General features: G+C 56.9%; 23 protein-coding genes and 2 riboswitches. Of the genes, 18 read left to right on the forward strand and 5 right to left on the reverse strand.

The features are described 5' to 3' along the window. The first annotated feature begins 1 nt into the window (after nucleotide 1). Nucleotides 2–242: riboswitch (cobalamin riboswitch) on the forward strand. Nucleotides 243–394: 152 nt separating this feature from the next. The 4 genes from HP566_RS14200 to HP566_RS14215 are packed head-to-tail and all read left to right on the forward strand — an operon-like array spanning nucleotide 395 to nucleotide 4,869. After that, nucleotides 395–2,209, forward strand: coding sequence for a TonB-dependent receptor domain-containing protein (locus HP566_RS14200; protein WP_249977930.1), 1,815 nt, complete (start codon nucleotides 395–397; stop codon nucleotides 2,207–2,209). Nucleotides 2,210–2,246: 37 nt separating this feature from the next. Next, nucleotides 2,247–3,131 carry a cobalamin-binding protein gene (locus tag HP566_RS14205; protein WP_249977951.1) on the forward strand — a complete coding sequence of 295 codons (885 nt, stop codon included), beginning with the start codon at nucleotides 2,247–2,249 and terminating at the stop codon, nucleotides 3,129–3,131. Then, entirely contained in the window at nucleotides 3,131–4,102 is a 972-nt protein-coding gene (locus HP566_RS14210) for a FecCD family ABC transporter permease (protein WP_249977931.1), read from the forward strand. The genes HP566_RS14205 and HP566_RS14210 overlap by 1 nt, the downstream gene beginning before the upstream one ends. After that, entirely contained in the window at nucleotides 4,102–4,869 is a 768-nt protein-coding gene (locus HP566_RS14215) for an ABC transporter ATP-binding protein (RefSeq protein WP_249977932.1), read from the forward strand. The genes HP566_RS14210 and HP566_RS14215 overlap by 1 nt, the downstream gene beginning before the upstream one ends. Nucleotides 4,870–4,946: 77 nt before the next feature. Here the strand turns inward: HP566_RS14215 and HP566_RS14220 are convergent, their stop codons facing one another. Genes HP566_RS14220 through HP566_RS14235 form a run of 4 tightly spaced genes read right to left on the reverse strand, consistent with a single transcriptional unit; the run spans nucleotide 4,947 to nucleotide 8,213 of the window. Beyond that, nucleotides 4,947–5,384 carry a pseudoazurin gene (locus HP566_RS14220; RefSeq protein ID WP_249977933.1) on the reverse strand — a complete coding sequence of 146 codons (438 nt, stop codon included), beginning with the start codon at nucleotides 5,382–5,384 and terminating at the stop codon, nucleotides 4,947–4,949. Then, nucleotides 5,381–6,163: an ABC transporter ATP-binding protein gene (locus tag HP566_RS14225; RefSeq protein WP_249977934.1), complete on the reverse strand. Its 783-nt coding sequence runs from the start codon at nucleotides 6,161–6,163 to the stop codon at nucleotides 5,381–5,383. The genes HP566_RS14220 and HP566_RS14225 overlap by 4 nt, the downstream gene beginning before the upstream one ends. Continuing rightward, entirely contained in the window at nucleotides 6,160–7,200 is a 1,041-nt protein-coding gene (locus HP566_RS14230; protein ID WP_249977935.1) for a FecCD family ABC transporter permease, read from the reverse strand. Before HP566_RS14230 ends, HP566_RS14225 begins: the two co-directional genes overlap by 4 nt. After that, nucleotides 7,197–8,213 (reverse strand): ABC transporter substrate-binding protein, encoded by a 1,017-nt coding sequence (locus tag HP566_RS14235; protein ID WP_249977936.1) that lies wholly within the window; start codon nucleotides 8,211–8,213, stop codon nucleotides 7,197–7,199. Before HP566_RS14235 ends, HP566_RS14230 begins: the two co-directional genes overlap by 4 nt. 90 nt (nucleotides 8,214–8,303) lie before the next feature. Continuing rightward, a riboswitch (cobalamin riboswitch) is annotated at nucleotides 8,304–8,499 on the reverse strand. 134 nt (nucleotides 8,500–8,633) lie between these two features. Here HP566_RS14235 and HP566_RS14240 point away from each other — a divergent pair. Genes HP566_RS14240 through cobJ form a run of 9 tightly spaced genes read left to right on the forward strand, consistent with a single transcriptional unit; the run spans nucleotide 8,634 to nucleotide 20,491 of the window. Continuing rightward, complete coding sequence (locus tag HP566_RS14240) at nucleotides 8,634–10,355, forward strand: AAA family ATPase (protein ID WP_249977937.1); 1,722 nt, start codon at nucleotides 8,634–8,636, stop codon at nucleotides 10,353–10,355. Beyond that, on the forward strand, nucleotides 10,352–10,945 hold the full coding sequence (gene cobO, locus HP566_RS14245) for a cob(I)yrinic acid a,c-diamide adenosyltransferase (RefSeq protein WP_249977938.1): 594 nt from the start codon (nucleotides 10,352–10,354) through the stop codon (nucleotides 10,943–10,945). The genes HP566_RS14240 and cobO overlap by 4 nt, the downstream gene beginning before the upstream one ends. Then, a complete protein-coding gene (locus HP566_RS14250) occupies nucleotides 10,945–12,318 on the forward strand; it encodes a cobyrinate a,c-diamide synthase (protein WP_249977939.1) in 1,374 nt (457 codons plus the stop codon). The genes cobO and HP566_RS14250 overlap by 1 nt, the downstream gene beginning before the upstream one ends. Beyond that, nucleotides 12,309–13,409 carry a cobalamin biosynthesis protein CobW gene (gene cobW, locus HP566_RS14255; RefSeq protein ID WP_249977940.1) on the forward strand — a complete coding sequence of 367 codons (1,101 nt, stop codon included), beginning with the start codon at nucleotides 12,309–12,311 and terminating at the stop codon, nucleotides 13,407–13,409. Before HP566_RS14250 ends, cobW begins: the two co-directional genes overlap by 10 nt. Beyond that, the gene (gene cobN, locus HP566_RS14260; protein WP_249977941.1) at nucleotides 13,409–17,263 is read left to right on the forward strand and encodes a cobaltochelatase subunit CobN; all 3,855 of its coding nucleotides are present in this window, start codon (nucleotides 13,409–13,411) and stop codon (nucleotides 17,261–17,263) included. Before cobW ends, cobN begins: the two co-directional genes overlap by 1 nt. Beyond that, the gene (locus HP566_RS14265) at nucleotides 17,256–18,407 is read left to right on the forward strand and encodes a cobalamin biosynthesis protein CobG (protein ID WP_249977942.1); all 1,152 of its coding nucleotides are present in this window, start codon (nucleotides 17,256–17,258) and stop codon (nucleotides 18,405–18,407) included. Before cobN ends, HP566_RS14265 begins: the two co-directional genes overlap by 8 nt. Then, nucleotides 18,391–19,020, forward strand: coding sequence for a precorrin-8X methylmutase (locus HP566_RS14270; protein WP_249977943.1), 630 nt, complete (start codon nucleotides 18,391–18,393; stop codon nucleotides 19,018–19,020). Before HP566_RS14265 ends, HP566_RS14270 begins: the two co-directional genes overlap by 17 nt. Continuing rightward, nucleotides 19,017–19,742 (forward strand): precorrin-2 C(20)-methyltransferase, encoded by a 726-nt coding sequence (gene cobI / locus HP566_RS14275; protein ID WP_249977944.1) that lies wholly within the window; start codon nucleotides 19,017–19,019, stop codon nucleotides 19,740–19,742. Before HP566_RS14270 ends, cobI begins: the two co-directional genes overlap by 4 nt. Next, entirely contained in the window at nucleotides 19,739–20,491 is a 753-nt protein-coding gene (gene cobJ, locus HP566_RS14280) for a precorrin-3B C(17)-methyltransferase (RefSeq protein ID WP_249977945.1), read from the forward strand. Before cobI ends, cobJ begins: the two co-directional genes overlap by 4 nt. Before the next feature lie 17 nt (nucleotides 20,492–20,508). Here cobJ and HP566_RS14285 read toward each other — a convergent pair whose 3' ends face one another. After that, on the reverse strand, nucleotides 20,509–21,270 hold the full coding sequence (locus HP566_RS14285) for a cobalt-precorrin-6A reductase (RefSeq protein WP_249977952.1): 762 nt from the start codon (nucleotides 21,268–21,270) through the stop codon (nucleotides 20,509–20,511). Between HP566_RS14285 and cbiE the strand changes: the two genes are divergently transcribed. The 5 genes from cbiE (at nucleotide 21,269) to HP566_RS14310 (ending at nucleotide 24,933) form a co-directional block, all read left to right on the forward strand. Further along, entirely contained in the window at nucleotides 21,269–22,477 is a 1,209-nt protein-coding gene (gene cbiE, locus HP566_RS14290; protein WP_249977946.1) for a precorrin-6y C5,15-methyltransferase (decarboxylating) subunit CbiE, read from the forward strand. The two genes, HP566_RS14285 and cbiE, sit on opposite strands and share 2 nt — an antisense overlap. Continuing rightward, nucleotides 22,474–22,851: a cobalamin biosynthesis protein gene (locus tag HP566_RS14295; RefSeq protein WP_249977947.1), complete on the forward strand. Its 378-nt coding sequence runs from the start codon at nucleotides 22,474–22,476 to the stop codon at nucleotides 22,849–22,851. Before cbiE ends, HP566_RS14295 begins: the two co-directional genes overlap by 4 nt. Continuing rightward, a complete protein-coding gene (gene cobM, locus HP566_RS14300) occupies nucleotides 22,848–23,651 on the forward strand; it encodes a precorrin-4 C(11)-methyltransferase (protein ID WP_249977948.1) in 804 nt (267 codons plus the stop codon). The genes HP566_RS14295 and cobM overlap by 4 nt, the downstream gene beginning before the upstream one ends. Continuing rightward, a complete protein-coding gene (cobF, locus tag HP566_RS14305) occupies nucleotides 23,648–24,412 on the forward strand; it encodes a precorrin-6A synthase (deacetylating) (protein WP_249977949.1) in 765 nt (254 codons plus the stop codon). The genes cobM and cobF overlap by 4 nt, the downstream gene beginning before the upstream one ends. A gap of 80 nt (nucleotides 24,413–24,492) precedes the next feature. After that, nucleotides 24,493–24,933 carry a YtoQ family protein gene (locus HP566_RS14310; RefSeq protein WP_249977950.1) on the forward strand — a complete coding sequence of 147 codons (441 nt, stop codon included), beginning with the start codon at nucleotides 24,493–24,495 and terminating at the stop codon, nucleotides 24,931–24,933. Nucleotides 24,934–25,506: the final 573 nt, after the last annotated feature.

The raw sequence follows: 25,506 nt of genomic DNA on the forward strand, positions 1-25,506 counted from the left end.
TAGTTTACGCACACTCTTAGGTGTTGGTGGTGAACAAGCCGCCAATGAAACGGGAAGTTGGTGAACGCTCTGCGTGATTCCGACGCTGCCCCCGCAACGGTGATCGAGAGAAGAACGGCTATAAAACGCCACTGTGCTCAGGCATGGGAAGGTGGTCGTTCAGAAAGGCCCAGTAAGTGTTTTGCCCTACACACTGCCTTTCGCTCGTCAGCCCGGAGACCGGCCCAGGAGTGACGGTTCCATGGAACCACACCATGCCGGGACGCGGAGGGCGTACTCAGGGGTGATACAGGTAGCCGTCTGGGCAGCCTTACTTACCTCCCTTCTTTATTTCCCTCTGCTCGGTCAAAAAAACACGCTGTGCGGGTGAGCACAGCGAGCAAGGGATCCTTTCATGACCAACCTACCGACTACTGCCAGGCTGGCAGCGTTTGCCATGGCAGCACTGCCCATGGCGGTGCAGGCTCAAACGGCAGATCAAAACAGTATGGCCCCTGCAAGCGAAACATTGAACCCCGTGGTTGTTACGGCAGCACTTGCACCGCGTACCGCTGATGAAAGTCTTTCATCCGTCACGGTGCTGGATGAAGCTGCCCTGCGACGCCATGACCCGGTCAGTATCACCGACCTTTTTCGTGGTCAGCCGGGTGTTGATGTTTCCAGTAATGGTAGCTTTGGTAAAAATAGCAGCGTCTTTATACGTGGAACAGGCAGTTCCCAGAACGTACTGCTGATAGACGGTATCCGCCTTCGCTCTGCCACCAGCGGTGGTGCGGCGTGGTCGTATCTGGACCCTCGGATGTTTAACCGCGCTGAGATTGTGCGTGGGCCTCGTGGCAGCCTCTATGGCGCAGATGCCATGGGTGGGGTCATTCAGCTGTTTACACCACAGGGGAGCGAGGAAGGGCCACAACCACGTATTTCCGTAGGAGGTGGCTCGTTCAATACGCAACGGGTAAGTGCTGGTATTAACGGTCGTGAAGGTGGCACAAGCTATAGCTTTGCGGGTAGCCACTTCTCGACGGACGGCCAACCCATTCGTCGTGATGGGGACGATAAAGGGTATGACAATACCTCTGCATTGGTACGGATTGCACATACGTTTGAAAGTGGTACCAAGGTGGGGGTATTGGCACTGCGTGCTCGCGGTAATAATGAATATGATGGTGGAGAAAACGATTTCGTGCAGCAGGTCGCCGGTATTTACGGTGAAGTGCCCGTCATGGAGAACTGGCGTAGCCGTTTAACGCTTAGTGAATCCCGCGATGAAAGTGATGACTTTGGCAGTTTGGGTGATTCGGTATTTGATACCAAAGTACAAACCGCTCGTTGGGAGAATATCTTCACCGCTGGCGTGCACGAAATTATCGCGGGGGCCGAATATAGCGAAGATAAGGTAAGCAGTACGGTCGAGTACGATGAGACCAGTCGCAGTAATACGGCTGTTTTTTCTCAGGCGCTATTAGACTTCTCGCCGGTTACTCTGCAGGCCAGTCTTCGTTTTGATGACAATGAAGCCTACGGCAAGGAAGTTACCGGCAGTGTTGGGGTAGGTTATGAGCTGGATGGCCGCCATACACTGCGCGCAAACTACGGCACCGCTTTTAATGCGCCGACCTATAACCAGCTTTATTACCCCGGCTTTGGAAACCCGGACCTTGAATCCGAAACCTCTGAAACCGTTGAGGTTGGCGTACGTGGCCAATATGCCAACTGGTTCTGGGATGCCGCCCTTTATCAAACCGATATTGATAACCTGATCGCTGGTCAGGGGCAACTGCAATCCAATGTTCCTGAAAGCCGAATTCGTGGTGCAGAACTGGCTGGTGGCCTTCAACTCGATGGCTGGACCTTGGCGGCCGCACTTACTTACACAGACCCGGAAAATCGCCAGACGGGCAACCGCCTACAGAACCGTGCCTCCCAAAGTATTCGTTTGGATGCGGACCGTGAGATAGGCGAATGGTCGTTGGGTGGGTCATGGGTTGCACAGAACCACCGCTACCGTGACGCGCAAAATCAGGATCGCCTGAGTGGCTATGGGCTGGTTAATCTGCGTGCGGGCTGGCAATTTGCTCCGCTATGGAGCGCCCGGCTAACGCTGGAAAATGTGCTGGATCAGGACTACATCACAACACGCTCCTTTGATGGTGCGGACTATATCAACGCAGGCCGGGCAGGGTTCCTGAGTGTTCACTTTGGCCAATAAACCTGGCAAAGCGTGCAGGGCCTTGGGCCCTGCGTTATTGCTGGCTCTTGCGGTCAGCGGGCTTGCGGACCCGTTATTCGCATATGATGACCCCGCGCGCTGTGCCATTGATGACCTGGATCGAGAGGTTTGCCTGCATGATCCCGCAAGGCGCATTGCCACTTTGTCACCTGGGGCAACGGAATTAACCTACGCAGCGGGCGCGGGTAATCAGGTCGTTGCCGTGGTGTCCTTTAGTGACTACCCGCCGGAAGCCAGGGAGGTTACGTCTGTCGGTAGCCATACCCGTATCGATTTGGAAACCCTGGTAGGGTTAGCGCCAGATTTGGTGATTGGCTGGGTAACAGGCAACCCGGCTGAGCAGCTTGAAACGCTGGAAGCCCTGGGTATGCCGATTTTCTATATTGAACCACGTACGGTGGACGGCGTTGCCCATACCATCGAGCGCTTGGCACGCTTAGCAGGGACGGAGGTAGCAGGTCAGAGCGTGGCGGATGGGTTCAGGGAAGGAATGGCCGATCTGACTGCCCGTTATGGTGATCATGCACCGGTACGCACGTTTTATCAGGTCTGGGATGAGCCATTGATGAGTGTCAATGGCGAGCACCTGATTGGTCAGGTTGTCCGGCTATGTGGTGGTGATAACGTCTTTGCTGACCAACCTCGTCTGGTACCCAGGCTGGACGATGAAGCCGTATTGGCAGCCAACCCCGATGTGATTATTGCCGGTGGCATGGGGGAGGAGAACCGCCATTGGTTGACTCACTGGGAGCAATATACCCATCTGGCCGCTGTGGAAGAAAATAACCTCTACTTTGTGCCCCCCTCATTGATTCAGCGCCCTACACCACGGTTATTGGAGGGTGCCCGGTTACTATGCGAAAAGCTGGAACAAGTCCGCCAGCAACGCAGGGCTGGCTAATGACGATACGCCTGTGGCAACCCCTGAGTCTGCTGGCATTCATTGCCGCCGCCGCCATGCTGTTTTCCCTGGCGGTAGGCAGTGCGCAGCTGTCGCTTGCCCAGTTATGGGAAGTGGTACAGGGCAGGGGGGATGCACTGGCGCGGACACTGGTGCTTGATTTACGCCTGCCCCGAGCGTTTTCCGCCTTCGCCGTGGGTGGGCTGCTGGCGGTTGCTGGCGCATTAATGCAGGTGCTGTTGCGTAACCCGCTTGCTGACCCCTATGTGTTGGGCCTTTCCGGCGGTGCTTCCATCGGTGCTCTAGCGGCGATGCTGACAGGGCTGGGTGGTGTACTCATTTCTGGCTCTGCTTTTGCAGGCGCACTGCTTTCCACCTTTCTCGTATTCGGGTTAGCCCATGGCCGAGGCGGCTGGACCCCTTCGCGCCTGCTCTTGACCGGCGTGGTCGTGGCCGCGGGTTGGGGAGCGGTCATTACCCTGATGCTGGCACTCAGCCCTGCCGAGCGCTTACCAGGCATGCTGTATTGGTTAATGGGGGATCTCTCCTATTCCCGTACCCCCTGGCCACCGCTACTGCTGTTATTAGCTACCTGTATGGTGCTGATACCCCTGGGACGTAGCCTGAATGTATTGGCCCGGGGCCCACAACAGGCTGCTGCACTGGGGGTTGATGTTCGCCCTTTGGAGTGGGGCATTTATGTGACAGCGAGCCTGCTAACGGCCGCCGCTGTGACCACCGCAGGCAGTATAGGGTTTGTAGGGCTGGTAGTGCCCCATATGCTGCGTTTGCTGTTGGGCAATGATCAGCGTTTGATTTTACCGGCATGTGCGTTGGCGGGGGGCACGTTACTGGTATTGGCTGATACGCTTGCGCGTACAATGATTGCGCCTGAACAGCTACCGGTAGGAGTGATTACCGCGTTACTGGGCGTACCAACGTTCCTTTTTCTACTCTACCGGAGTCACTGATGAGCAGCCTTGTCACTCAAGACCTCATCATCAATGTGCCTGGCCGTAGTGGCGGTACGCCACTGAATTTAACTATCGAACCTGGGCAGGTGTGGGGGGTTCTTGGCCCCAATGGCGCGGGTAAAACCACTTTGCTTCACACTCTGGCAGGGCTGAATGCACCGCGTTCAGGACAAGTGTTATTGGCGGGGCATAGCATTGAGGCGATGCGCAGGCGCCACATCGCCCGCACGCTGGGACTGGTGTTTCAGGAGCGCCTGGATGGTTTCCCCGCCACTGTGCTGGAAACCGCCCTGATAGGGCGTCACCCCTATCTTTCAATGTGGCAGATGGAAGGGGCCGACGATTATGCCCGTGCCGAAGCAGCCCTTGAGAAGCTGGACGTGTTGCACCTGCGTGATCGCTTGGTGAGCACACTATCAGGCGGGGAGCGCCAACGGGTTGCGGTGGCCACTGTATTGACTCAGGCCCCTGAGATTTGGCTGGCCGATGAACCCACCAATCATCTGGACCTGCATCACCAAAGTGCTGTCATGGCGCTGATGGCACGGCAGGCTGCCGAGGGCAACGCGGTGATGATGTGCCTGCATGACCTTAACCTGGCTGCACGCTGGTGTGACCATGTTCTGCTGCTGTACCCCAACGGAGAGGCCTGTTGGGGGGAGCGTGATACTATGCTGGTGCCCAGGGCTTTAGAGCGGCTCTACCAACAGCGTCTGGCTACGGTAGAGGTGGAGGGGGCGCCGGTGTTTGTGCCGATTCAGTAGTCATGTTGGCCAGATAAGCCAGGCGCAGATAAGCAGTTTAAGTGATTTATCACGTTAAGCCGCTACCTGTGGTGGTATCAGCCGTTATCTGGGCGTTGCTCCAGAATATCCAGCAAGCGCTGCCGTGCGGCGGGTGGGAGAGAGTCCGGCAGATCATCTTCGGTTGCGGCCGTGTCGCCAACCTGAATGAGCATCACCATCCCCATGGTGTAGTGCGGAGAGCACTTAATGCCCCAGATGCCTTCTGCGTGCAGTGTCACCTCTATTTCTTCATTAATATTACCGACAAATGCCTCACCGCCTTCAGGAATCATCTCACCAATAGAGGCGGCATTATGACCCGGATGTGTAGCCAAAAACTTGACGGTATCTCCCGGTTGAATCACCAGATAGCCAGGCGCAAAGGGCATCGGCCCCGTATCGTCGCGATTAAGCATCTCGACGGTGTGGGTCTCGGCCATTGCAGCCAGCGGTAACAGGCAAAGCAGTGTGGCAAGTCGGAACAGTCGCTTCATGTTGAGTGAATCCGTTGGAAGGAAATAAGCGAGGCGCCTCCGGCGGGGTCGGGAACCATGCGAGCATCGACGGAGAATACGTGACGCATAAGGTCGCTGGTTAGAGTGTTGGCAGGTGGACCCAGGGCCACCTTTTTACCCGCTTTCAGCACCAGTATGCGGTCGCAGCGTAATGCGTGGTGTATATCGTGAAGTGCAATCACGGCCGTAACCGGTAGTGTTTTCACAAGGTCGAGAATGGCTAGCTGATGGTGGATATCGAGGTGATTGGTTGGCTCGTCCAGGAGCAGTAATTCAGGCGATTGCGCATGGGCGCGGGCGATGTGCACACGCTGCCGCTCACCGCCTGAAAGAGTGCTCCATTCCCGCGTACTCATCGCTTCCATATTGACCGCCTGAAGTGCCTGGGTGACGGCTGCCTCATCGTTGGCGCCCCACGGATTGAGTGCGGTCAGCCAGGGTGTGCGCCCCAGCTCTACCGCATCGCGCACGGTGATGCGGTCTTCGGTCTCGGCCTGTTGAGAAACCAGTGTGACCAGCCGGGCAATCTGGCGCCGGGCCATTCGCTGCATCGGTTGGCCTTTGAGGCAAATGTTGCCGCTAGTGGGTTTGAGCAGGCCAGCCATAATGCGTAGTAATGTTGATTTTCCCGAACCGTTGGGGCCGATCAAACCAAGGGTCTCGCCTTCCCGAAGGCAGATATCAATATCACTGATAATGGTATGACCCTTCACTGCCCAGGCGATACCCTGGGCATCGAGGATTGAGATATCGTTCATCGCCGACGCCCCCGCACCATGATGAGTGCAAAAGCGGGAGCACCCACCAAGGCGGTAATAACGCCAATGGGCACGACCTGTCCGGGAATGATAATCCGTGAGACAACGTCCGAGACAATCAGAAAAACAGCCCCCATCAGGGCTGTGGCAGGTACCAGTTGGCGGTGGCGTACGCCTACTATCAACCTGCATGCATGGGGTACCACAAGGCCTACAAAGCCAATAGCTCCAGTGATGGATACCATTATCGCCGTTACCAGCGCAGTGGTGCTGATGAGCAGGATTTTGGTCCAGCGTAGGTTGATACCCAGCACAGCAGCGCTTTCAGTGCCGAAGGTAAATGCATCGAGCGTACGAACATGCCAGCAGGCCATGCCTACCGCGAGCCCCGCAATAGGCATTGCCAGCCATGCATCTGGCCAGCGCACTCCCGAAAGGCTGCCCAATAGCCAGAACATAATGCCGCGGGCCTGCTCAGCACTAGCGGATTGCGCGATGATAAACGCCGTAAGCGCATTGAAGAGCTGGGCGCCGGCAATCCCGGCCAGAATCAGCACACCTGCGCTTCTTACCCCTGTCCCGCCCGACATATAGGCAAGCATTGCGACGAAGGCAAAGGCGGTCAGGGCGCCGGTAAACGCCCCAACTGACATGGAAATAACCCCGGCACCGATGCCCGCCACTGTGACCATGACGACTCCGGTGGAGGCCCCTGCGGAAATTCCCAGCAGATAGGGATCGGCCAGGGCATTGCGCAGCAGTGCCTGCAGTACCAGCCCCGACAACGCAAGACCTGCCCCACAGCAGGCTGCGACCACTGCCCTTGCCATCCGGTAGTGCCAGATAACGGCTTCATCCACAGTGCTGATATGGCGGTCGCTCAGCCCAAGTTGAGTGCTCAATACGTCAATCACTGTCGAAAACGGTATCTGTGTTTCACCAACAGCGGTACCAAACAGCAATGCTGCCAGTAGCACCAGGGGTGCGATACATAGCCAGGAGGCTCTGGTTAGTGCTGGCCTAGCCGCAGGTATCATTCTGAAAGATTGAATTCAGTGAGTTTGTCGGCGAGTGTTTCCAGTGCAAGGATCGCGCGAATCGACGGGTCCATCGCATGTGCGTCGATTTCAATAATGCGATTATTCTGCACGGCCTCGGTCGTACTGGTAACAGGATCGAAGTAAAGGAATTCTCGCTTAACCGCAATATCGTCAGCGGGAAAGCGGCGACGATCCATACTGGCAGCAGCAATAAAAGTGGGGTTGCTTCGGGCGATAGTTTCCCAGCCAACGGTGGGCCACTCCTCTTCCGAGGTCACCACGTTACGTATGCCCAGCTCAGCCATCATCCAGCTCGGTACGCTATTGGCGCCCGCTACATAAGGGTCAATGCTGAGATCGGCCGAGGAGTACCAGAAAACACCACTGAGATCGCTGGGTAAATCGAGATGCTCAGCCCTGGCTATCGCAGCATCTTCACGGGCCCGGAGCTCAGCGATAACGTCACCGCCGTGCTCGGCGATGCCAAAGATGGCAGCCAGCGTTGCGATGCTTTCGTAGAGCAGTTCGGTGTCGAAGAGAGTGGTGCGGCTACCGTCCATGCTTTGGCTGTTATCTTTCCCAACGCAATCTGTAGGGAGGGTCCAAACAGGGATGCCTGCGTCCTCAAACATCTCAAAAGTGCCTACCATGCCTGAGGGTCCAATCATCCACTCATAGGCGGACACCACCAGATCAGGCTCTTTAGTGACCACACTTTCATAGCTGGGGGCATTATCTGAAAGTCGCTCCACCCCGGCATCTATGTCGGCAAACTCTTCCAGCACTGGGCTGATCCACAACGCAGTACCGGCAATGTTGTCAGCAAGGCCCAGCATATACAGCATTTCAGTAGGTGCCTGCCCGATACTGACAACGCTTTCAGGAGCCTGTTCCAAGGTGATTTCGTGTCCGCAACTCGAAAGCGTTAGGGGGTATTCGGTGGAGGCGTGAGCCGTCTGCCAAAGAGCAGTGACACTTGCGGCGATTGCCATGGTCAATCTCAACATCATGTACACTCCCGTGCATGATGAGCGGAGCGCCCAGGCAGCGATACAATGAAAGTCGCCTACACGGCAATAGTGGCTGCGCAGCTCCGCTCGATTAATTAACAAGTGTCGGCAGGTCTCCTGACTGACGGGTCATTGCTAGCTCGCCTTCCCAGACAGAGTGTCCAGTGGCATTGTTGAGCGTCGCTAACCGCCTACAGTTGCGGGGGCAGTTCCGTTTCGCGGCTAATCAGCCACGGCGGATTCTCTATTAGGTTCCCGAAGGAACACCGACGCGCGGTATTCTAGGTTGCCAGCATAAGGTGAACAATAGAAAGCGCATGTTTGATTGTATTTACTTACTGAGATGCCCTAGCACCACTGTACGCAAAAATTTGTTATTGTTACGTTTTATGGCGTGCTGTAGCAGCCCAGTCTCGATGGATGGAGATCGCCGTGACAGAATTTCCCTTCTTGGGTATTGTCGGCCAGGATGCGCTGAAAACAGCGTTATTGCTTAACGCCATTAACCCACGCATCGGTGGGGTACTGATCAGCGGGCCGCGTGGTAGTGCGAAATCCACGTTGGCACGGGCGTTGGCAGCCATATTGCCCAACGATAACAACCACCGTAAGCCACCCTTTATCACCTTACCCCTTGGGGCCAGTGAAGATCGGTTGTTAGGCAGCCTGGATCTGCAAAAGGTATTGGCTGATCGTGAAGCAACCTTCCATGAAGGGTTGCTCGCCAAGGCCCATGGCGGGGTGCTTTATGTGGATGAAGTGAATCTGCTGCCCGATCTGTTGGTTGACCTGCTTTTGGATGTGGCTGCCAGTGGGGTGAACATTGTGGAACGCGATGGCATCAGCCACTCCCACCCAGCACGTTTCAGTTTGATTGGCACCATGAACCCCGATGAAGGTGAACTGCGCCCCCAACTGCTGGACCGTTTTGGGCTGTGTATCGAGCAAGCTGACCGGGCTAGCATTGCAGAGCGCATCGCGATCGCCCAGCAGCGCGATGCCCTGGATCGTGACCCCAAGGCCTATCGTGCTCAGTTCGCATCTGCCCAGGAGGCCCTCACTCAACGTCTGCAGCGTGCGCAGCAGACACTGGCATCGATAACGACCAACCCCTGGGTGTATGACACCATCGCCACCCGCTGCGACGCCGCCGGTGTTGAAGGCATGCGTGCCGATGTTACCTGGCACCGCGCCGCTCAAGCGCATGCCGCCTGGCGTGGGGGGGATTCGGTCAGACAGGAAGATGTCGATACCGTTGAGCCGTGGGTATTGGCTCATCGCCGTACCGTGCCTTCTGAATCAATGCCACCGCCTTCCTCACCGCCGACATCACCTCCACCTTCGGGGCAAAACACTGGTCCGCAGACGCCTCCAGGAGAAATGCAAGGGCGCTCAGGTGAACAGGGGCAGTGGGGGGCTATGCCCCCGGTGGCGCAGAATATGCTGGATAGCCAACCACTGACTCTACCATCGCTGCCCCGCCCGGTTATGTCTAAATCCACGCACTCGGCTGGAGGCGCGCGTAAAGGGCTTGGGGTCGGGCAGGCAAAAGGGCGCTCTTTTTACGCATCTCGGCCTGACTGGCATGGCACCTTGATCGATAATCGCGGCCAGTGGCCCTGGCGGCGGCTACGCTATCGTCAATCGCGCACCAGCCAGCCCGTGGTCCATCTGGTACTACTGGATACCTCCGGTTCGACGCTGGGTAAACGCCTGCTGGGCGTGGCCAAGGGCTGGGTCGACAGATTGACCCGTCATGCTTATGGTGCCCGGGAGCAGATAGCAGTGTTGAGCTTTGGCAATGAGACGATAACGCCTGTGTTGCCTCGTCAGCGTGCTCCGAAAAGTCTTCAGGCCAGGTTGAATACTGCGAAGGGAGGGGGCGGTACCCCCATCCGCGCAGCGGTCGCCAAAGCTGGGCAGCTTATTCGCCAATGGCAGCGCCGTGAACCGGGCCTACATATTCGTACCTACTTAATTACCGATGGAAGAACCCGTGAATCTGTTACCGACTTACCGCCGTTGGGCGACTGTGTCGTGGTAGATACCGAGCGCTCTTTCGTTAAATGTGGTCAGGGCGCGCGCCTTGCCCAGCAGTTGGGTGCCGTGTACTGGGCACTGCCTACTCAGGAGTCAGTATGAGCGATAGCAAACACCTCAGCCGTATGCAGCGCAAAAAGGAGGTGGTGGATGAGCGCATCAGCCGCGCTACCGAAGAGCGGGGTGTGCTGATTCTGCTTAAAGGTAACGGCAAGGGAAAAAGCAGCTCTGCTTTCGGTACCATGGTGCGCTCGCTCGGGCATGGCCAGAAGTGCGCAGTGATCCAGTTTATTAAGGGGCGACGTGAAACCGGGGAGTACCTTTTCTTCCGCGATCATCCCCAACTCGACTGGCACATTATGGGGCAGGGCTTTACCTGGGAAACCCAGGATCGCGAACGGGATATTGAGGCTGCTGAAGCTGCCTGGAGCATTGCCCGTGGGTTATTGGAAAACCCTGCCTATGACTTGATCGTGCTGGACGAAATGAGCTACATGTTCAAATACGGTTATTTGGATACGGCACCTATTGTTGCAGCACTTAACCAGCGTCCAGCCCATCAAAGCGTCATTATTACTGGCCGCACCATGGCGCAGCCACTTCAGGACATCGCAGATACCATCAGTACGGTACAGGATGAGCGCCATGCATTTCGTCAAGGCGTCAAAGCCCAGGCGGGGATCGAGTACTGATGAGTACGCATCAACCAAGTGCCCGTTGTCAGGCGTTATTTGTCGCCGCACCCGCTTCGGGCCAGGGCAAAACCACCATAACCGCCGCGTTGGCGCGCCTGTTGCGTAATCAGGGCAAGGTCGTACGGGTATTTAAAACCGGACCTGATTACCTGGACCCCCAGGTGCTGGCCCAGGCGTCTGGGCAGCCGGTGGATCAACTGGACCTATGGATGGCCGGTGAGGCCTACTGCCGCCAGCGTTTTTATCAGGCAGCGGAGAGTGCGGATATCATTTTGGTTGAGGGTGCCATGGGCCTGTTCGATGGCGAACCCTCCAGCGCTGATCTGGCGGCTCTGTTCGGCTTGCCGCTGGTCATCGTGATGGATGTGAAAGGGATGGCTCAAACTGCCGCTGCGCTGGTGTCAGGTCTTGCAAGCTTTCGGGATGATATTCACATTGCCGGAATGATCGCCAATGCCTGCGCTTCCCAGCGTCATCGGGAATTAATTGAAGCCGCACTTCCCGAGTCAATTCCGCTGCTGGCAACAGTGCCGCGCGATGCGGAGCTGGCGCTACCCGAGCGCCATTTGGGGCTGGTGCAGGCAGAAGAGATTCGTGAGGAGTTGGAAACTCGCTTTGAAGCCGCAGCCCAGGTGCTAGAAGTGGATGGTCTGGCTGAAAGGGTCTTTGCACTACCCCCGGTTACCTTTATGGCCGCCGAGGAAGAGGCCACAGTAGCGCAGCCCTTGCTGGCTGGTAAAACCATTGGTGTGGCAAAAGATGCCGCGTTTAGCTTTATATACCAAGCCAACCTGGACCTGCTGGAGCAAATGGGTGCGGTGCTGCGCTTTTTCTCGCCGCTGACGGATAACTGCCTGCCTCCTTGCGATGCCCTATGGTTGCCCGGCGGTTATCCAGAACTGCATGCACCCACCTTAGCGGAGAACACCGCGATGCGCGGCAGTATTCAGGATTTCTTTGCAGCGGACAAACCCATACTCGCTGAGTGTGGCGGCATGCTCTATTGCCTGGAAACATTGACCGATTACGCTGGCGCGACTCACCCAATGCTCGGCCTGTTAACCGGGCGCGGCGCGATGCGCGGCAGGCGAGGCTGCCAGGGAATGCAAACCGCGGAACTACCGGAGGGCGCCCTACGGGGCCATGCCCACCACCGCTCCATGGCCGAGGGAACACCCGAGCCTATTGCACATGGGCGCCGCCAGCGCCACTCGGCGCCGGGGGAGGCGATCTATCGTCACCGTCAGCTAACCGCGTCTTACCTGCACTTTTTCTTTCCCAATAATCCTGTTGCTGTGGCGCGCCTGTTCACAGGCTTTGCAGCGGCACCGCAACACATCGATCGTCAGGAAGCTCGCTCATGCAGCTAAACAAGATTCCCGCCACGGTTGTTACTGGTTTTCTGGGCAGTGGTAAAACAACGCTACTGGCCAATATTCTGCGCCAGGTCACCGGCAAGCGCATTGCCATCATCGTGAATGAGTTTGGCGAGCAGGATATTGATTCGAGCCTGCTGCGCAGCTGCGCGCTGGACTGCGACGAGGGCGAGCAAGTGGCGTCCGGCGAAGACGGCAGTATTTACGAACTGGCGAATGGCTGTATCTGTTGCACGGTGGAAGAGGAATTTCTGCCGGTTATGAAGAAACTGGTTGCGCGGCGTAACGATATTGACCACATTTTGATCGAAACCAGTGGATTGGCGCTGCCCAAACCACTGGTGCAGGCGTTTAACTGGCCTGAAGTCCGCCAGCACTGCACGGTGGATGCGATTATCACCGTGATTGATGGCCCTGCCGTGGCGGCTGGCCGTTTTGCCAGCGATGTTAAGAAAGTGGAAGCGCAGCGCCAGGCGGATGAGAGCCTGGACCACGACCCCAGCCTGCGCGAGCTGCTTGATGATCAACTCAGTGCCGCGGATCTGGTGCTGGTCAGCAAAACGGATTTACTGAGTGCGGAAGACAGGAAGCGTGTTGAAGCACTTGTACAAGCACGGGTACCCGAGTCTGTTAAAACGCTGTTTATTGATCAGACCCTTACAACAGATAGTGCACAGCTTGAAGCATTAATGGGCATTGGGGCCGCCAGTGAAGAGCATATCGACCAGATTGCCAATCACCATGACCGCCATCATGCAGAAGGTGCGCATCATGACCATGCGCACGATCACTTCGACTCCTGCGTCATTACGCTAGGCGAAGTTGATGGTGATGTACTGTCTGCCACGCTGCAGCACCTACTGAAAACCAATGAGATTTATCGCGCCAAGGGGTTTGCCGCGATTCCCGGCAAGCCGATGCGACGGGTAATTCAGGCAGTGGGCGAGCGTCTGGATGGCTATTTTGACCGCCTGTGGGGTCAGGATGAGCCACGCCAAACCCAACTGGTGATTATTGGTAAAGCACTTAACCGTGATGAACTCCATCGAGCGTTGGCCGAAGCAGCGCGTATGGTAAGCGCCTAATGCACCTGTTCGCCGCCAAGCCAGGAGGCTTTGTTGATGATGAAGGCATTATCGACCTGCAACAAAGCCCTGCCGATATCATCATTATGTCCGCCGCCGATAGTAATTTATCGGCACTGGCACAGGCGGCTGATCGACTGGGGGAGGGGTTTCCTTCGGTTCGGCTGGCGAACTGGATGAACCTTGTTAAGCCCGCAGCCTTCGATCTTTACGACGATCGGGTGCTTGAAAAAGCCCGGTTAGTGATTGTTTCGCTATTGGGGGGCTCGGGCTACTGGCAGTACGGCTATGAACGTTTGCTGGCCTGGCAAGAAGCCAAAGCAGGGCGCCAGTTGATTATAGTCCCTGGTTGCGATGCGCCGGACGATGCCCTGCTGAATAGCTCCAGTATCCCCTATGAATCAGCCTACCGAGTGTGGCGCTACCTTAGAGAAGGCGGTGTCAATAATGCCGAGCAGCTATTGCGCTTTGTCGGCAGTGAGTGTCTGGCACTGGATGGCCAGTGGCTGGAACCAAAAATCATCCCATCAGCGGTGATATATGCCCCTCAAGCCGGTCGGCACGCGGCCAGTTTAAATGAGTGGCAGGCGCAGCGCGTAGCTGGTCGCCCGGTTTGCCTGCTGCTTTTCTATCGCAGTCACCTCCAGGGCGGTAATACGGCGGTGCCGGATGGCATGATGGCAGCGCTCAAAGCCCAGGGCCTTGAGCCGTTAGCCGTGGCCGTAGCGTCTTTGAAAGAGGGCCCCTGTATTGCGTTTATCAATCATCTGATTGAGCAAACCGGTGCGGTACTTGTGGTAAATACCACCAGTTTTGCTGTGAACCACAATGCTGACGGGCTGGATGCCATGGGCGACGATCTGCCCGATAGCCTGTTTGTAGGCCGCCCCGTAGTGCTGCAGGCCATTCTTGCCAGTAGTACAGCCGAGGATTGGCAGACGATGGCCGCCGGGCTACATAGCCGGGATGTGGCGATGCAGGTGGTACTACCTGAAATGGATGGGCGCATCATTACCCGTGCGATCGGGTTTAAAGCTGAAGCTCACTATAACGCCCGCTGTCAGCTCTCCGTAACGCATCACACCCTGTACCCAGAGCGCGCTACCTTTGTGGCCAAGCTGGCCCGGCGGTTTTGCGATTTGCGCCTAAAACCGAATACCGATAAGCGTATTGCGTTGGTAATGGCAAACTACCCCAACCGTGATGGGCGTATTGGTAATGGGGTAGGGCTGGATACCCCCGCCTCCACCCTGCATATTTTAAATGCACTGGCGGATGCGCATTACCCGCTAACGGATTTGCCAGCCAGCGGCGATGAGCTGATTCGATTGCTGCAAGGGACGATAACCAACGACCACGCCAGCCTGGATCAGCGAGGCTGCTGGCAGAGCATCAGTGTTGATGAGTATCTTGTCTGGTTTAGAACCTTACCCGTCGCGCTCCAGGAAACCGTATGGACTCGCTGGGGAGCACCCACGGAAGACCCCAAGTGCCGCCACGGGCGGCTGATGATTGCTGGCATTCGTTTGGGCGAAACCTTTGTGGGTATTCAGCCTGAACGGGATTTCATTGATGACCTCTCCCAGTCCTATCACGATATGGAGTTGGCACCACCCCATAGTTATCTGGCGTTTTATCTCTGGCTACGGGAACATTATCAGGTGGATGCCATTATTCACGTAGGCAAGCACGGTAATTTGGAGTGGCTGCCGGGTAAAAGCACCGCCTTAAGCGCCAACTGCTGGCCGGATATTGCACTTGGGCCAATGCCGCATTTCTACCCGTTTATCGTCAATGATCCCGGTGAAGGTGCCCAGGCCAAGCGCAGAAGCCATGCCGTGATTATTGACCACCTGATGCCGCCTCTGGCGCGTGCTGAGCTTTATGGCCCCATGGCAGAGCTTGAAGCCCTCACTGATGAGTATTATCAAGCACTGGATATGGACCCACGGCGAGAGTCGCTGATTCGCCAGCAGATTTTAGATCACCTGCGGCAAACGGGGATTGATCAGGAACTTGCTCAGAAAGTTGGCAATAAGCCGGATGGCTGCCGCGATGATGCCGAGATTCTTAACGAGCTGGATACCTACCTTTGCGATATTAAAGAGTCGCAAATACGCCATGGCCTGCATGTGCTGGGCACCTTGCCAGTTCAGGAGAAGCTGGCGGGTACACTGGTGGCGCTATTAAGGCTGCCCAGGGGAGAAGCCATCGCCCAACGTGGCCTGCTACATAACCTTGCCTGCGACCTTGGTTTGTCAGGTTGGGATGCTAAGCAGCCTGCCTTTGACCCGCTGGCAGCGGGGAGTGAAATGTGGCAAGGCCCAAAGCCGCCTGTATTGGTAAAACAGCTGGATAGCCATTGGCGAACCGCCGCTGATACCCGCGAACGCCTGGAGTTGCTGGCTCAGCAATTAGTGGCGGAGTACGTGCTGGCTCCGGGTAGCTTGGATGAGTTGACAGTCGGTTATCCCGCCACCGCAGCGCAACTGCGTTATGCCCGTGAGCACCTCTGGGTTGCCATGCAGCGTGGCGTGAAGATGGAGATTCAGTCGCTACTGGATGGGCTTGAGGGAAAATTTGTTCCCCCTGGCCCCAGTGGTGCCCCCAGCCGGGGGCGACTGGATACGCTACCCACCGGGCGCAATTTCTTTAGCGTAGACAACCGCTCAATTCCATCCCCCGCAGCCTGGGCGTTGGGGGAGAAGTCGGCCCAGGCATTTATTGAACGCTACCTGCAGGATAACGGTGATTTCCCACGCAGGTTGGGGTTATCCATATGGGGCACCGCCACCATGCGTACCGGTGGTGACGACATTGCCCAGGCTTTTGCTCTGATGGGGGTTCGCCCGCGATGGTCGCTGGGTTCCCAACGGGTGATCGATTTTGAAGTGATTCCCTCCATGTTGCTTAACCGCCCCAGGGTCGATGTCACCTTGCGTGTTTCTGGGTTCTTCCGCGATGCCTTTCCCAATGTTATCCGCTTGTTTGATGCCGCGGTGCAGGCGGTTGCCGAATATGCCGAACCGGGTGATAGCAACACTATCCGCACGGCAGTATTAGCCCGGCAACATGCCCTGGAAGCACAGGGTGTTACGCCCATGCAGGCCGCCCAGCAGGCGCGCTATCGTATTTTTGGCAGTAAGCCGGGGGAGTATGGCTCCGGTGTGAATCGGCTAATTGAAAATCGTACCTGGGAGTCTGCCGATGATTTGGCAGAAGCCTATCTGGGCGCTGGTGGCTACGCTTACGGGCAGTTTGATGAATCGGGGACTGCCGCCCGCGGCGCATTTGAGCAACAGCTCAAAGCGCTGGATGCCGTGATGCAAAACCAGGATAACCGCGAGCACGATATTCTCGACGCTAACAGTTACTACGCCTTTCAGGGCGGCATGGCCAATGCCAGCCGCTCATTGAGCGGGCACACACCCAGCCTTTATCATGCCGACCACGCCAATCCGGCTGCGCCCAGAATTCGCACGCTGAAAGAAGAGCTGGCCAGGGTGATTCGTTCGCGAGTGCTTAACCCTAAATGGATTAACGCCATGCGTGAACATGGCTATAAAGGCGCCTTCGAGATGGCAGCCACGGTGGACTACCTGTTCGCCTACGACGCCACCACTGACCTGGTCGCCGACTACCAGTACGCCCAGGTAAGCGAAGCGTTGGTGTTGGATAGAGCCAACCAGCAGTTTCTCCGTGAACATAACCCGGCAGCGCTGGAGGAGATGGTCGAACGGTTGCTGGAAGCGGCTCAACGCGGGATGTGGCAACACCCTGGTGAGCAGAGGCAAACATTGCAAGAGCTGTTGCTGGACATTGATGAAGCCAAGGAGGTTGCAAGCCATGCCTGAGCGCCCACATATCAAAGGCTGGTGCCCTGGGGCATGGCGGCCCATGGCAACCGGGGATGGGTTGTTGGTGCGTGTGCGCCCGCCACTGGGGGAGCTGTCTCGCGCCCAGGTGTTGGCAATGTGCGATGCTGCGGATACCTATGGCAATGGTTTGATAGAGCTGACCAGCCGGGCCAATATTCAGTTGCGGGGTAGCTCGGAAAGTAGCTGGCCTGATTTAATGGCTTTTCTGGTGGAAAGTGCCCTGGTTGATGCCAACCCAGAGGCGGAACGCCAGCCGCAATGTATGTATGTTCCCGACTGGCAAGTGGGCGACCAGACTCATACGCTTGCCCGCTTAGTGCAAGCAAGAGGGAAAGAAATTGCCTCTATGCCCGCTAAAGTGGGTATCGCCATTGATACCGGCGATGCACCGGTACTTGGTGATGCCGCTGCCGATTTTCGTATAGAGCGGTCGAGGGAGGGCGATTTGCTGGTGCGTACCGAGGGGTACGATGCAGGCACGCCGGTTAGCTCACCCGAGGCCGCCGTTGAACAGCTTATACGCCTCACACACTGGTTTGTAGCAAGCGGAGGAAGGGAGGCCGGTCGGATGCGGCGGCACAGGGAACCTCTTCCCGAGTGGGCGCCCGCCATCAAGTCTCCTGCTCCAGCTGGACCCCGACTGGCGCTTGGAAAACATGAGTCAGGCATGGTGTATGGCTTACCTTTTGGCCGCGCGCCCGCTGCCGCATGGCGTGCCGCAGTGGCATCTAACGCTGTTACCCACATGCGGGTAACGCCATGGCGGCGCTTGCTGGTGAAAGGCGCTGACTCGCCATCAGTTAACGGGTTAATCAGTGATGATCAGGATAAACGCTTGTTGATGGATGTGTGTCCTGGAGCCCCTTACTGTGCACAGGCCAGTGTTGCAACCCAGCCACTGGCCGAGCGCATGAGTGGTCTGATTGAAAATACCGTGCATATATCCGGGTGTGCTAAAGGATGTGCCCGCCAGAGCCCCTCAGCGGTGTGTTTGGTCGGCCATTCAGGAACATTTAATCTTATCGTCAACGGCTGTGTCAGCAGCACACCCGTTCAGACGGGCCTTAGCGAAGCTAAGGTGCTTGCCTATTTGGAGAGTTTGGGTGACCTATCGCTATGAAACCAGCGGCCCGGCAATCTACCGGGAATCTTTTGCGATTATTCGCCGCGAAGCTGAGCTAAGCCGCTTCTCTCCTGAAGAGGAACCGGTGGCAGTGCGTATGATTCACGCCGCTGGCCTAGTTGAACTGGCGGCACATATCCATTTTCAAGGGGATGTGGTGAGCCGGGCGCGGGCAGCGTTAGAGCAAGGGGCACCTGTTCTGTGTGATGCGCGAATGGTCTCGGAAGGCATTACCCGCAAGCGCTTGCCCGCCAATAACCAGGTGATCTGCACACTGCACGATGAGAGCGTTCCTGGCCTGGCTCAAGAGATGGGCAATACCCGCTCGGCGGCAGCGCTAGCGTTATGGCGGCCCTATCTTGAGGGAGCGGTCGTTGCTATTGGTAATGCACCCACTGCTCTGTTTTACCTGCTCAATATGCTGGAAGAGCCCGGCTGTCCGCGCCCGGCCGCTATCATCGGCTGCCCTGTAGGCTTTGTGGGGGCCGCTGAATCCAAAGAAGCACTGTGGGAAAACCATCACATACCCAGCTGTATCGTTCGTGGCCGTTTGGGAGGCAGCGCGGTCACGGTAGCAGCCATTAACGCCATGGCGGATCGTGTGGAATGACTCAGGGGACCATTTATGGTGTCGGCCTGGGGCCGGGCAGCCAGGATTTAATGAGTGTCAGGGCCGACCGGCTTGTTCGGCAGGCCACACATATCGCCTATTTTCGTAAAAAAGGCCGTGTGGGGCATGCCCGCAGTATCGTTGAGGGCTTGATAGCCACTGATGTCATCGAACTGCCCATGGAGTATCCCATTACCACCGAAATTCCAGTTGATGACCCACATTACAATGCACAGCTCTCCGTTTTCTATGAGCAGAGCGTTGCGCAACTGATCGAGATGGCGAATGCAGGGTGCGATGTAGTGGTGCTGTGTGAAGGCGACCCCTTCTTTTATGGCTCTTTTATGCATCTTTATACGCGGCTATTAACCCGAGTGCCGGTTTCAGTGGTACCGGGGATTACCGGTATGTCGGCTGCCTGGACAGCGACTGGCCTGCCGATTACCTGGGGCGACGATATCATGACCGTGCTGGTGGGCACGCTATCCGAGCAGACACTGGCTGCCCATATTGCCCAGACCGATGCGCTGGTGGTCATGAAGATTGGCCGTAATTTAAACAAGTTGCGCCGTGCGCTGGCCCAGACTGGCAGAGAGGGCGAGGCGTGGCTGATTGAGTACGCTGCCATGACTCAACAACGGGTGCGGCCACTGTGTGAAGTGGGTGAAAGTGTTCCCTACTTCTCTATTCTACTGATTCACGGCAACGGGAGGCGCCCATGAGTGGCTGGTTAAAAATTGTCGGCCTGGGACCCGGTGCGGACACCATGATCACCCCCGAGGTGTCAGCCGCGCTTGCAAACGCCACCGATGTGGTTGGCTATATCCCCTATGTTAATCGGGTGGCTGCTCGGCCAGGGCTGGTGCGCCATCGCTCGGATAACCGCGAAGAGATCCACCGGGCTGAACACGCCTTGCAGTTAGCCCTGGCAGGGCACCGAGTGGTGGTGGTTTCCTCTGGGGACCCTGGGGTTTTTGCTATGGCCTCGGCTGTGTTTGAAGCGTTGGAGGCGGGTGATGCGCGTTGGTGTGACCTGGAGATCCAGGTGTTGCCGGGAATTTCTGCCATGTTAGCCGCCAGTGCTCGGGCAGGCGCTCCGCTAGGGCATGATTTCTGCTGCATTAATCTGTCCGATAATCTTAAACCCTGGCAAGTGATCGAAAAGCGGCTGCGTCTGGCGGCGGAGGCCGATTTTGCCATGGCATTTTATAACCCACGTTCCAAGGCGCGACCCAGCGGCTTTGGGCGCACCCTCGATGTGCTGCGCGATGTATGTGAGCCGGGACGGCTGATGATTTTTGCCAGGGCAGTTTCCACTCCGGAAGAAACGATCCGCGTGACGACGTTAGCAGAGGCAGAGCCGGAAATGGCGGATATGCGCACACTGGTGATCGTGGGTTCTCAAAGTACACGACTGATCGAGAGAGAGGCGGGGCCGCTGGTATACACACCTCGTTCAGTGGTCAGCTGAAAACGGACACGCGCCTCTTAGGTAACGCTGGTTAGTCCATCAAGCGGGGCGTGGTGAAGCCAGGCAAGCACTTCATCAACGCTGTGAACATGGTAACGGGATGGCAAGGTAGGGCGTTCGATCATGACCACCGGTATGCCGAGAGTGCGCGCAGCTTCCAGTTTTGAAGACGCACCACTCCCCCCAGCGTTTTTACACACTAGCCGCTCGATACGCTGGCCCTTGAACAGAGCCAGGTCGCCTTCCGGTGTAAACGGGCCTCTATCAATGATGGTTGTAAAGTGGGCAAGGGGTGGTGGGGCATCAGGCGGGTCCACTAACCGGAGCACATAGTGGTGCTGGGGGTGTGTCGAAAAGGCGTGCAGGTGCATACGGCCAATCGCTAAAAATACCCGTTGTGGTTGGCCTGTTAAGCTGTTGACGGCCTCCTCAATACTGGCAACACAGTGCCAATTATCATTCAGTTCAGGCCGCCAGGCGGGGCGGGTAAGCGTGATTAAGGCGACGTTGCTCTGCGCTGTTGCAGCAAGCGCATTACGGCTAATTTGCGCAGCGAACGGATGCGTGGCATCGACAATATGCGTGATACGCTCCTGGGCTAAAAATGCACCAAGCCCGGCAGCACCACCAAAGCCGCCAATGCGTGTCGGCAATGGCTGGGTTTTAGGCTTATTGACGCGCCCCGCATAGCTAAAGATAGCGGGAATGCGGAGCTGGGCGAAGGCACTGGCCAGGGAGCTGGCTTCGGTGGTTCCCCCGAGAATCAGGACTTTGATCATGGCTGAGGTTAACAAGGTTCCCTGGCTAACATTAGTGGGTTGGGGAGAGAGTGGCATAAAGGGGATGACGGCGGCAAGCCACCAGCGGCTGGCTAACGCCGAGGTGATTTTTGGAGCACGCCGCCACCTGCGGCTTTTGCCGCCACTTGATGCCGAGATACACGAGTGGCCCGTACCCTTTGCTGATGGCATACCCGCACTATTGAGCCAGCGAGGCCGTCGGGTGGTTATGCTGGTCTCAAACGACCCTTTCTGGTTTGGGGCTGGCAGCATTCTGGCTCGGTATGTTGACTCAGGCGAGTGGCAGGCGCTGCCATTACCTTCCACCTTTAGCCTGGCGGCAGCCCGGCTTGGCTGGCCGCTGGAGCGCTGCACCTGTCTTGGCTTGCACGCCAAGCCGCTGACCCGCATTCGGCCATATCTGCATAAAGGCAGGCATTTACTGGTACTGGTAAGAGATGGTGAGGCAGTGGCTGAGCTTGCGGCACTTGTCGTTCGTTTAGGGTTTGCGGATTCCCAGTTTACCGTGCTTGAGTCGTTAGGCGGGGAGAATGAGCGCATTCGCCATATGCGTGCGGATGCAGTAATGCCAGCGCATATAGCGCACCCGGTGGCGGTAGGGCTTCAGGTAGCAGGGGCGGGGCCGGCCTTGCCAGTGTCGAATGGCCTTCCCGATGCGCTCTTTGAGCATGATGGCCAAATTACCAAGCGCCCCATTCGGGCCATCACGATGGCAACTTTAGCCCCCAGCCCTGGCGAGCGGCTATGGGATATCGGCATCGGCTCAGGCTCGGTCGCCATCGAGTGGTTGCTGGCCCATTCGGATAACCAGGCTGTTGGTTTTGAACAACACCACGAACGCGCCGCGCGGGCGCTAAGTAATGCCGCCAGCCTGGGGGTTGATTGGCTTGATGTGAACGTAGGCAACGTACCGGAGATACTTAATGATGCTCCACTACCTGATGCGGTCTTTATCGGCGGTGGGCTTTCCCAAGAACTGCTGGAATATTTATGGCAACGCCTGCCCGCTGGCGTGCGCATAGTGGCGAATGCCGTCACGCTGGAGTCCGAGGCGCTGCTGGCACACTGGCACCAGCAAGTGGGCGGGGAGTTGCTGCGCTTTGAGCTGGCAAACGCTGTGCCCATCGGCCAGCGGCGTGGCTGGAAGGCCAGTTATCCGATTGTGCAGTGGAGTGTGATTCGATGAAAGTGGCAGGTTTTGGGTTTTGTCGAGGGGCGTCTGTCGCTTCGCTTGAGCAAGTGCTTGATCAGCTAGATGCACACTATGGCGCTATAGAGCGGCTTGCCGTTAGCCACTCCATGCGCCCTTTGGTGGAAGCGTTAGGGCAACTTCGCAACCTACAGGTGGTGGTTGTGAAGGATACCGAGCTGCCAAGTGTTGCGACGCTCACCCAATCTGCCTACAGCCTGAGCACCAAAGGCACCGGCAGCGTGGCGGAAGCTGTTGCACTCTTGGCAGCAGGCAACCATGCCGAGCTGCTTGGACCACGGATAATATCGGCGGATCGAAAGGCCACCGTAGCGGTGGCACAGATTGCGGCAACAGGAGTGTGTGGATGACGGTTCATTTTATTGGTGCCGGGCCGGGGGCGCCGGACCTTCTTACGCTGAGGGGGCGCGACCTGATCGCCAGTTGCCCGGTATGCCTCTATGCTGGTTCATTGGTGCCTGAACAGATACTTGACCACTGCCCAACTGGTGCGAGGGTAATAAACACCGCGCCCTTATCGCTGGATGAAATTATTCATGAAATACAATGTGCCCATACTAACGGGCAGGATGTAGCCAGGCTGCACTCGGGGGATTTATCGCTGTGGTCCGCCATGGGCGAGCAGCTGCGCCGACTGCGCGAGCTGGATATCCCCTATAGCATTACCCCTGGTGTGCCAGCGTTTGCGGCAGCTGCAGCCACCCTGGGCCAAGAGTTGACGCTACCTGGCGTGGCCCAGTCGGTGGTGCTAACCCGGACACCAGGACGGGCCAGCGCTATGCCCAGTGCAGAAACCCTGGCTAACTTTGCCCGTACGGGTACAACGCTGGCCATTCACCTTTCTATCCATAATCTTTCCCTGGTGGTCGAAAACTTAACGCCTTACTACGGCGGAGAGTGTCCGGTCGCCATCGTATGGCGAGCCAGTTGGCCGGATGAACGGGTGGTGCGCGGACGGCTAGCCACAATCGAAGTGCTGGTGGATGACACCATGCAGCGCACCGCGCTGATTCTGGTAGGACCTGTATTAGAAGCGGAAGATTTCCAGGAAAGCAGCCTTTACGCCGTTGGGTATGACCGGCGGTTTCGTCCGCAGTCTGCTGATTCTCCGTTTGCGAACAGAGCCGATGGTGAAAAGAGTCGCCTATGATCACGCTGTCGTTAATTGGAATTGGTACCGGCAACCCAGGCCATATCACCCTGGCCGCAGTACGCGCTCTTAACCATGCCGATCTCATCCTGCTGCCCCGCAAAGGTGAAGCCAAATCTGATTTGATTGATCTGCGGCGGTTGCTGTGCGATCAACTCCTGGAGCAACCTGCCAGTGCTAAAATAGTCGAGTTTGATCTACCCAGACGTGATAACCGCAGCCACTACCTGAGCGCAGTGGATGACTGGCATACCAAGATTGCCGAGGTGTGGGCGCAGTTAATGGATCAGCAGCTTCCCAATGGTGGGAAGGTGGGCATGCTGATTTGGGGCGACCCCTCTCTCTACGACAGCAGTCTACGTATCGTCCAACGCCTTAGGCATAGCGGCCGCCCGGTTAAGGTGCAGGTAGTGCCTGGGATTACCAGCCTGCAAGTGCTTACCGCCGAGCACCAAATTCCTCTCAATGCGCTTGCAGAACCGGTTCAAATCACTACCGGACGTCGCTTGCGGGAGCGGGGCTGGCCAAGCGATGCTGCCACCGTTGCGGTTATGCTGGATAGCGGCGGGGCCTTTACCACTCTCCCATCAGAAGATACCTATATCTGGTGGGGCGCATATCTCGGGATGGAAAAGCAGTGTTTGATGAAAGGCTGGTTAGGTGAGGTGGGCGCGGAGATTATTGAGCAACGAGCTGCGCTTCGCGAAGCGCATGGCTGGATAATGGATATTTATCTGTTGGCTAAGCGCCCATTGCTGTAGTTGTGCGCATGGTATGAATGTGGAAGGTTTTTCCATAAAATAAGCCTTCATACATAATCCAACGACCATAAGGAGCTGCCATGAGCTTTTACGTTTACCTTTCAGGCGAGATTCACACCGACTGGCGCGAAGAAATTCAGCGAGGTGCCGACGCCGCCGGGCTGGATATTGTGTTCACCGCCCCGGTCACGGACCACGACGCCTCTGATGCCGCAGGCGATCACCTGGGCGAGCAGAGCAACCAGTTCTGGCGCGACCATCAGTCATCCAAGGTCAACGCTATCCGCACCCGCACGCTGATTGAACAAGCGGATTTGGTGGTAGTGCGCTTTGGCGACAAGTACAAACAGTGGAATGCCGCCTTCGATGCGGGCTACTGTGCCGCCCTGGCCAAACCCTACATCACGCTACATAGCGAAGATATCGTTCACCCGCTGAAAGAAGTCGATGCCCAAGCCCAAGCCTGGTGCACCACCACCAATCAGGTAGTGGAAACCCTGCGCTACGTCCTTAAAGCCTAAGCACGCAGCACCTCCCGCATCCCCAGCACTAACTTGTGGGAGGGCGTTCTAGCGCGCGAAGAACCCGCCGCATAAACAATCCAGCCTAATAGAGTGCCAGGCCACTATTGCGAGCATGCCTCACTTACCACGCACTATAAGCCCCGTAAAATCAAACGATTGCACACTTGTAGCGCGGCGTAACGCTTGGCGAGGAACGAGTCAAAAGGCACCCGCGAAGGCAGCGCAGCCGCCCATGCCTTGCCCTATGGACAGCAAAAAGTTTTCTGCAAAGGGGCGTGACCTAAGCCAAATTTATGAATAGAGTATGATTAGATCAGCAAGCGAGCGGGCACGTGAATTTTGGATATACTGCCAAAATTGGCTTTGCCACTAGAAGAATCAATGGGGTAGAGTCAAATGGGGTGGCTACAAAACCCCAATGAATGTGCCGTCACGTTTATTGAGGTTATGCAGCCGGGCGTATATACATTGTTATTTGCGCGATAGCGAGCGAGACCCACTATCAGCCTAGTACATGCAGCAGAAAATGCTGTATACCCAAACAGCATATTGAGGCTGGCTGATATGAGA

The organism is Vreelandella olivaria, assembly GCF_023507745.1.
In the GTDB taxonomy this organism is placed as follows: Bacteria; Pseudomonadota; Gammaproteobacteria; order Pseudomonadales; family Halomonadaceae; genus Vreelandella; species Vreelandella olivaria_A.

What these genes read in the sequence shown, in the direction of transcription:
- HP566_RS14200 (WP_249977930.1), top strand. Translation starts at nt 395, where the DNA reads ATGACCAACCTACCGACTACTGCCAGGCTGGCAGCGTTTGCCATGGCA.
- HP566_RS14210 (WP_249977931.1), top strand. Translation starts at nt 3,131, where the DNA reads ATGACGATACGCCTGTGGCAACCCCTGAGTCTGCTGGCATTCATTGCC.
- HP566_RS14215 (WP_249977932.1), top strand. Translation starts at nt 4,102, where the DNA reads ATGAGCAGCCTTGTCACTCAAGACCTCATCATCAATGTGCCTGGCCGT.
- HP566_RS14220 (WP_249977933.1), bottom strand. Translation starts at nt 5,384, where the DNA reads ATGAAGCGACTGTTCCGACTTGCCACACTGCTTTGCCTGTTACCGCTG.
- HP566_RS14225 (WP_249977934.1), bottom strand. Translation starts at nt 6,163, where the DNA reads ATGAACGATATCTCAATCCTCGATGCCCAGGGTATCGCCTGGGCAGTG.
- HP566_RS14230 (WP_249977935.1), bottom strand. Translation starts at nt 7,200, where the DNA reads ATGATACCTGCGGCTAGGCCAGCACTAACCAGAGCCTCCTGGCTATGT.
- HP566_RS14235 (WP_249977936.1), bottom strand. Translation starts at nt 8,213, where the DNA reads ATGATGTTGAGATTGACCATGGCAATCGCCGCAAGTGTCACTGCTCTT.
- HP566_RS14240 (WP_249977937.1), top strand. Translation starts at nt 8,634, where the DNA reads ATGGAGATCGCCGTGACAGAATTTCCCTTCTTGGGTATTGTCGGCCAG.
- cobO (WP_249977938.1), top strand. Translation starts at nt 10,352, where the DNA reads ATGAGCGATAGCAAACACCTCAGCCGTATGCAGCGCAAAAAGGAGGTG.
- HP566_RS14250 (WP_249977939.1), top strand. Translation starts at nt 10,945, where the DNA reads ATGAGTACGCATCAACCAAGTGCCCGTTGTCAGGCGTTATTTGTCGCC.
- cobW (WP_249977940.1), top strand. Translation starts at nt 12,309, where the DNA reads ATGCAGCTAAACAAGATTCCCGCCACGGTTGTTACTGGTTTTCTGGGC.
- cobN (WP_249977941.1), top strand. Translation starts at nt 13,409, where the DNA reads ATGCACCTGTTCGCCGCCAAGCCAGGAGGCTTTGTTGATGATGAAGGC.
- HP566_RS14265 (WP_249977942.1), top strand. Translation starts at nt 17,256, where the DNA reads ATGCCTGAGCGCCCACATATCAAAGGCTGGTGCCCTGGGGCATGGCGG.
- cobI (WP_249977944.1), top strand. Translation starts at nt 19,017, where the DNA reads ATGACTCAGGGGACCATTTATGGTGTCGGCCTGGGGCCGGGCAGCCAG.
- cobJ (WP_249977945.1), top strand. Translation starts at nt 19,739, where the DNA reads ATGAGTGGCTGGTTAAAAATTGTCGGCCTGGGACCCGGTGCGGACACC.
- cbiE (WP_249977946.1), top strand. Translation starts at nt 21,269, where the DNA reads ATGGCTGAGGTTAACAAGGTTCCCTGGCTAACATTAGTGGGTTGGGGA.
- HP566_RS14285 (WP_249977952.1), bottom strand. Translation starts at nt 21,270, where the DNA reads ATGATCAAAGTCCTGATTCTCGGGGGAACCACCGAAGCCAGCTCCCTG.
- HP566_RS14295 (WP_249977947.1), top strand. Translation starts at nt 22,474, where the DNA reads ATGAAAGTGGCAGGTTTTGGGTTTTGTCGAGGGGCGTCTGTCGCTTCG.
- cobM (WP_249977948.1), top strand. Translation starts at nt 22,848, where the DNA reads ATGACGGTTCATTTTATTGGTGCCGGGCCGGGGGCGCCGGACCTTCTT.
- cobF (WP_249977949.1), top strand. Translation starts at nt 23,648, where the DNA reads ATGATCACGCTGTCGTTAATTGGAATTGGTACCGGCAACCCAGGCCAT.
- HP566_RS14310 (WP_249977950.1), top strand. Translation starts at nt 24,493, where the DNA reads ATGAGCTTTTACGTTTACCTTTCAGGCGAGATTCACACCGACTGGCGC.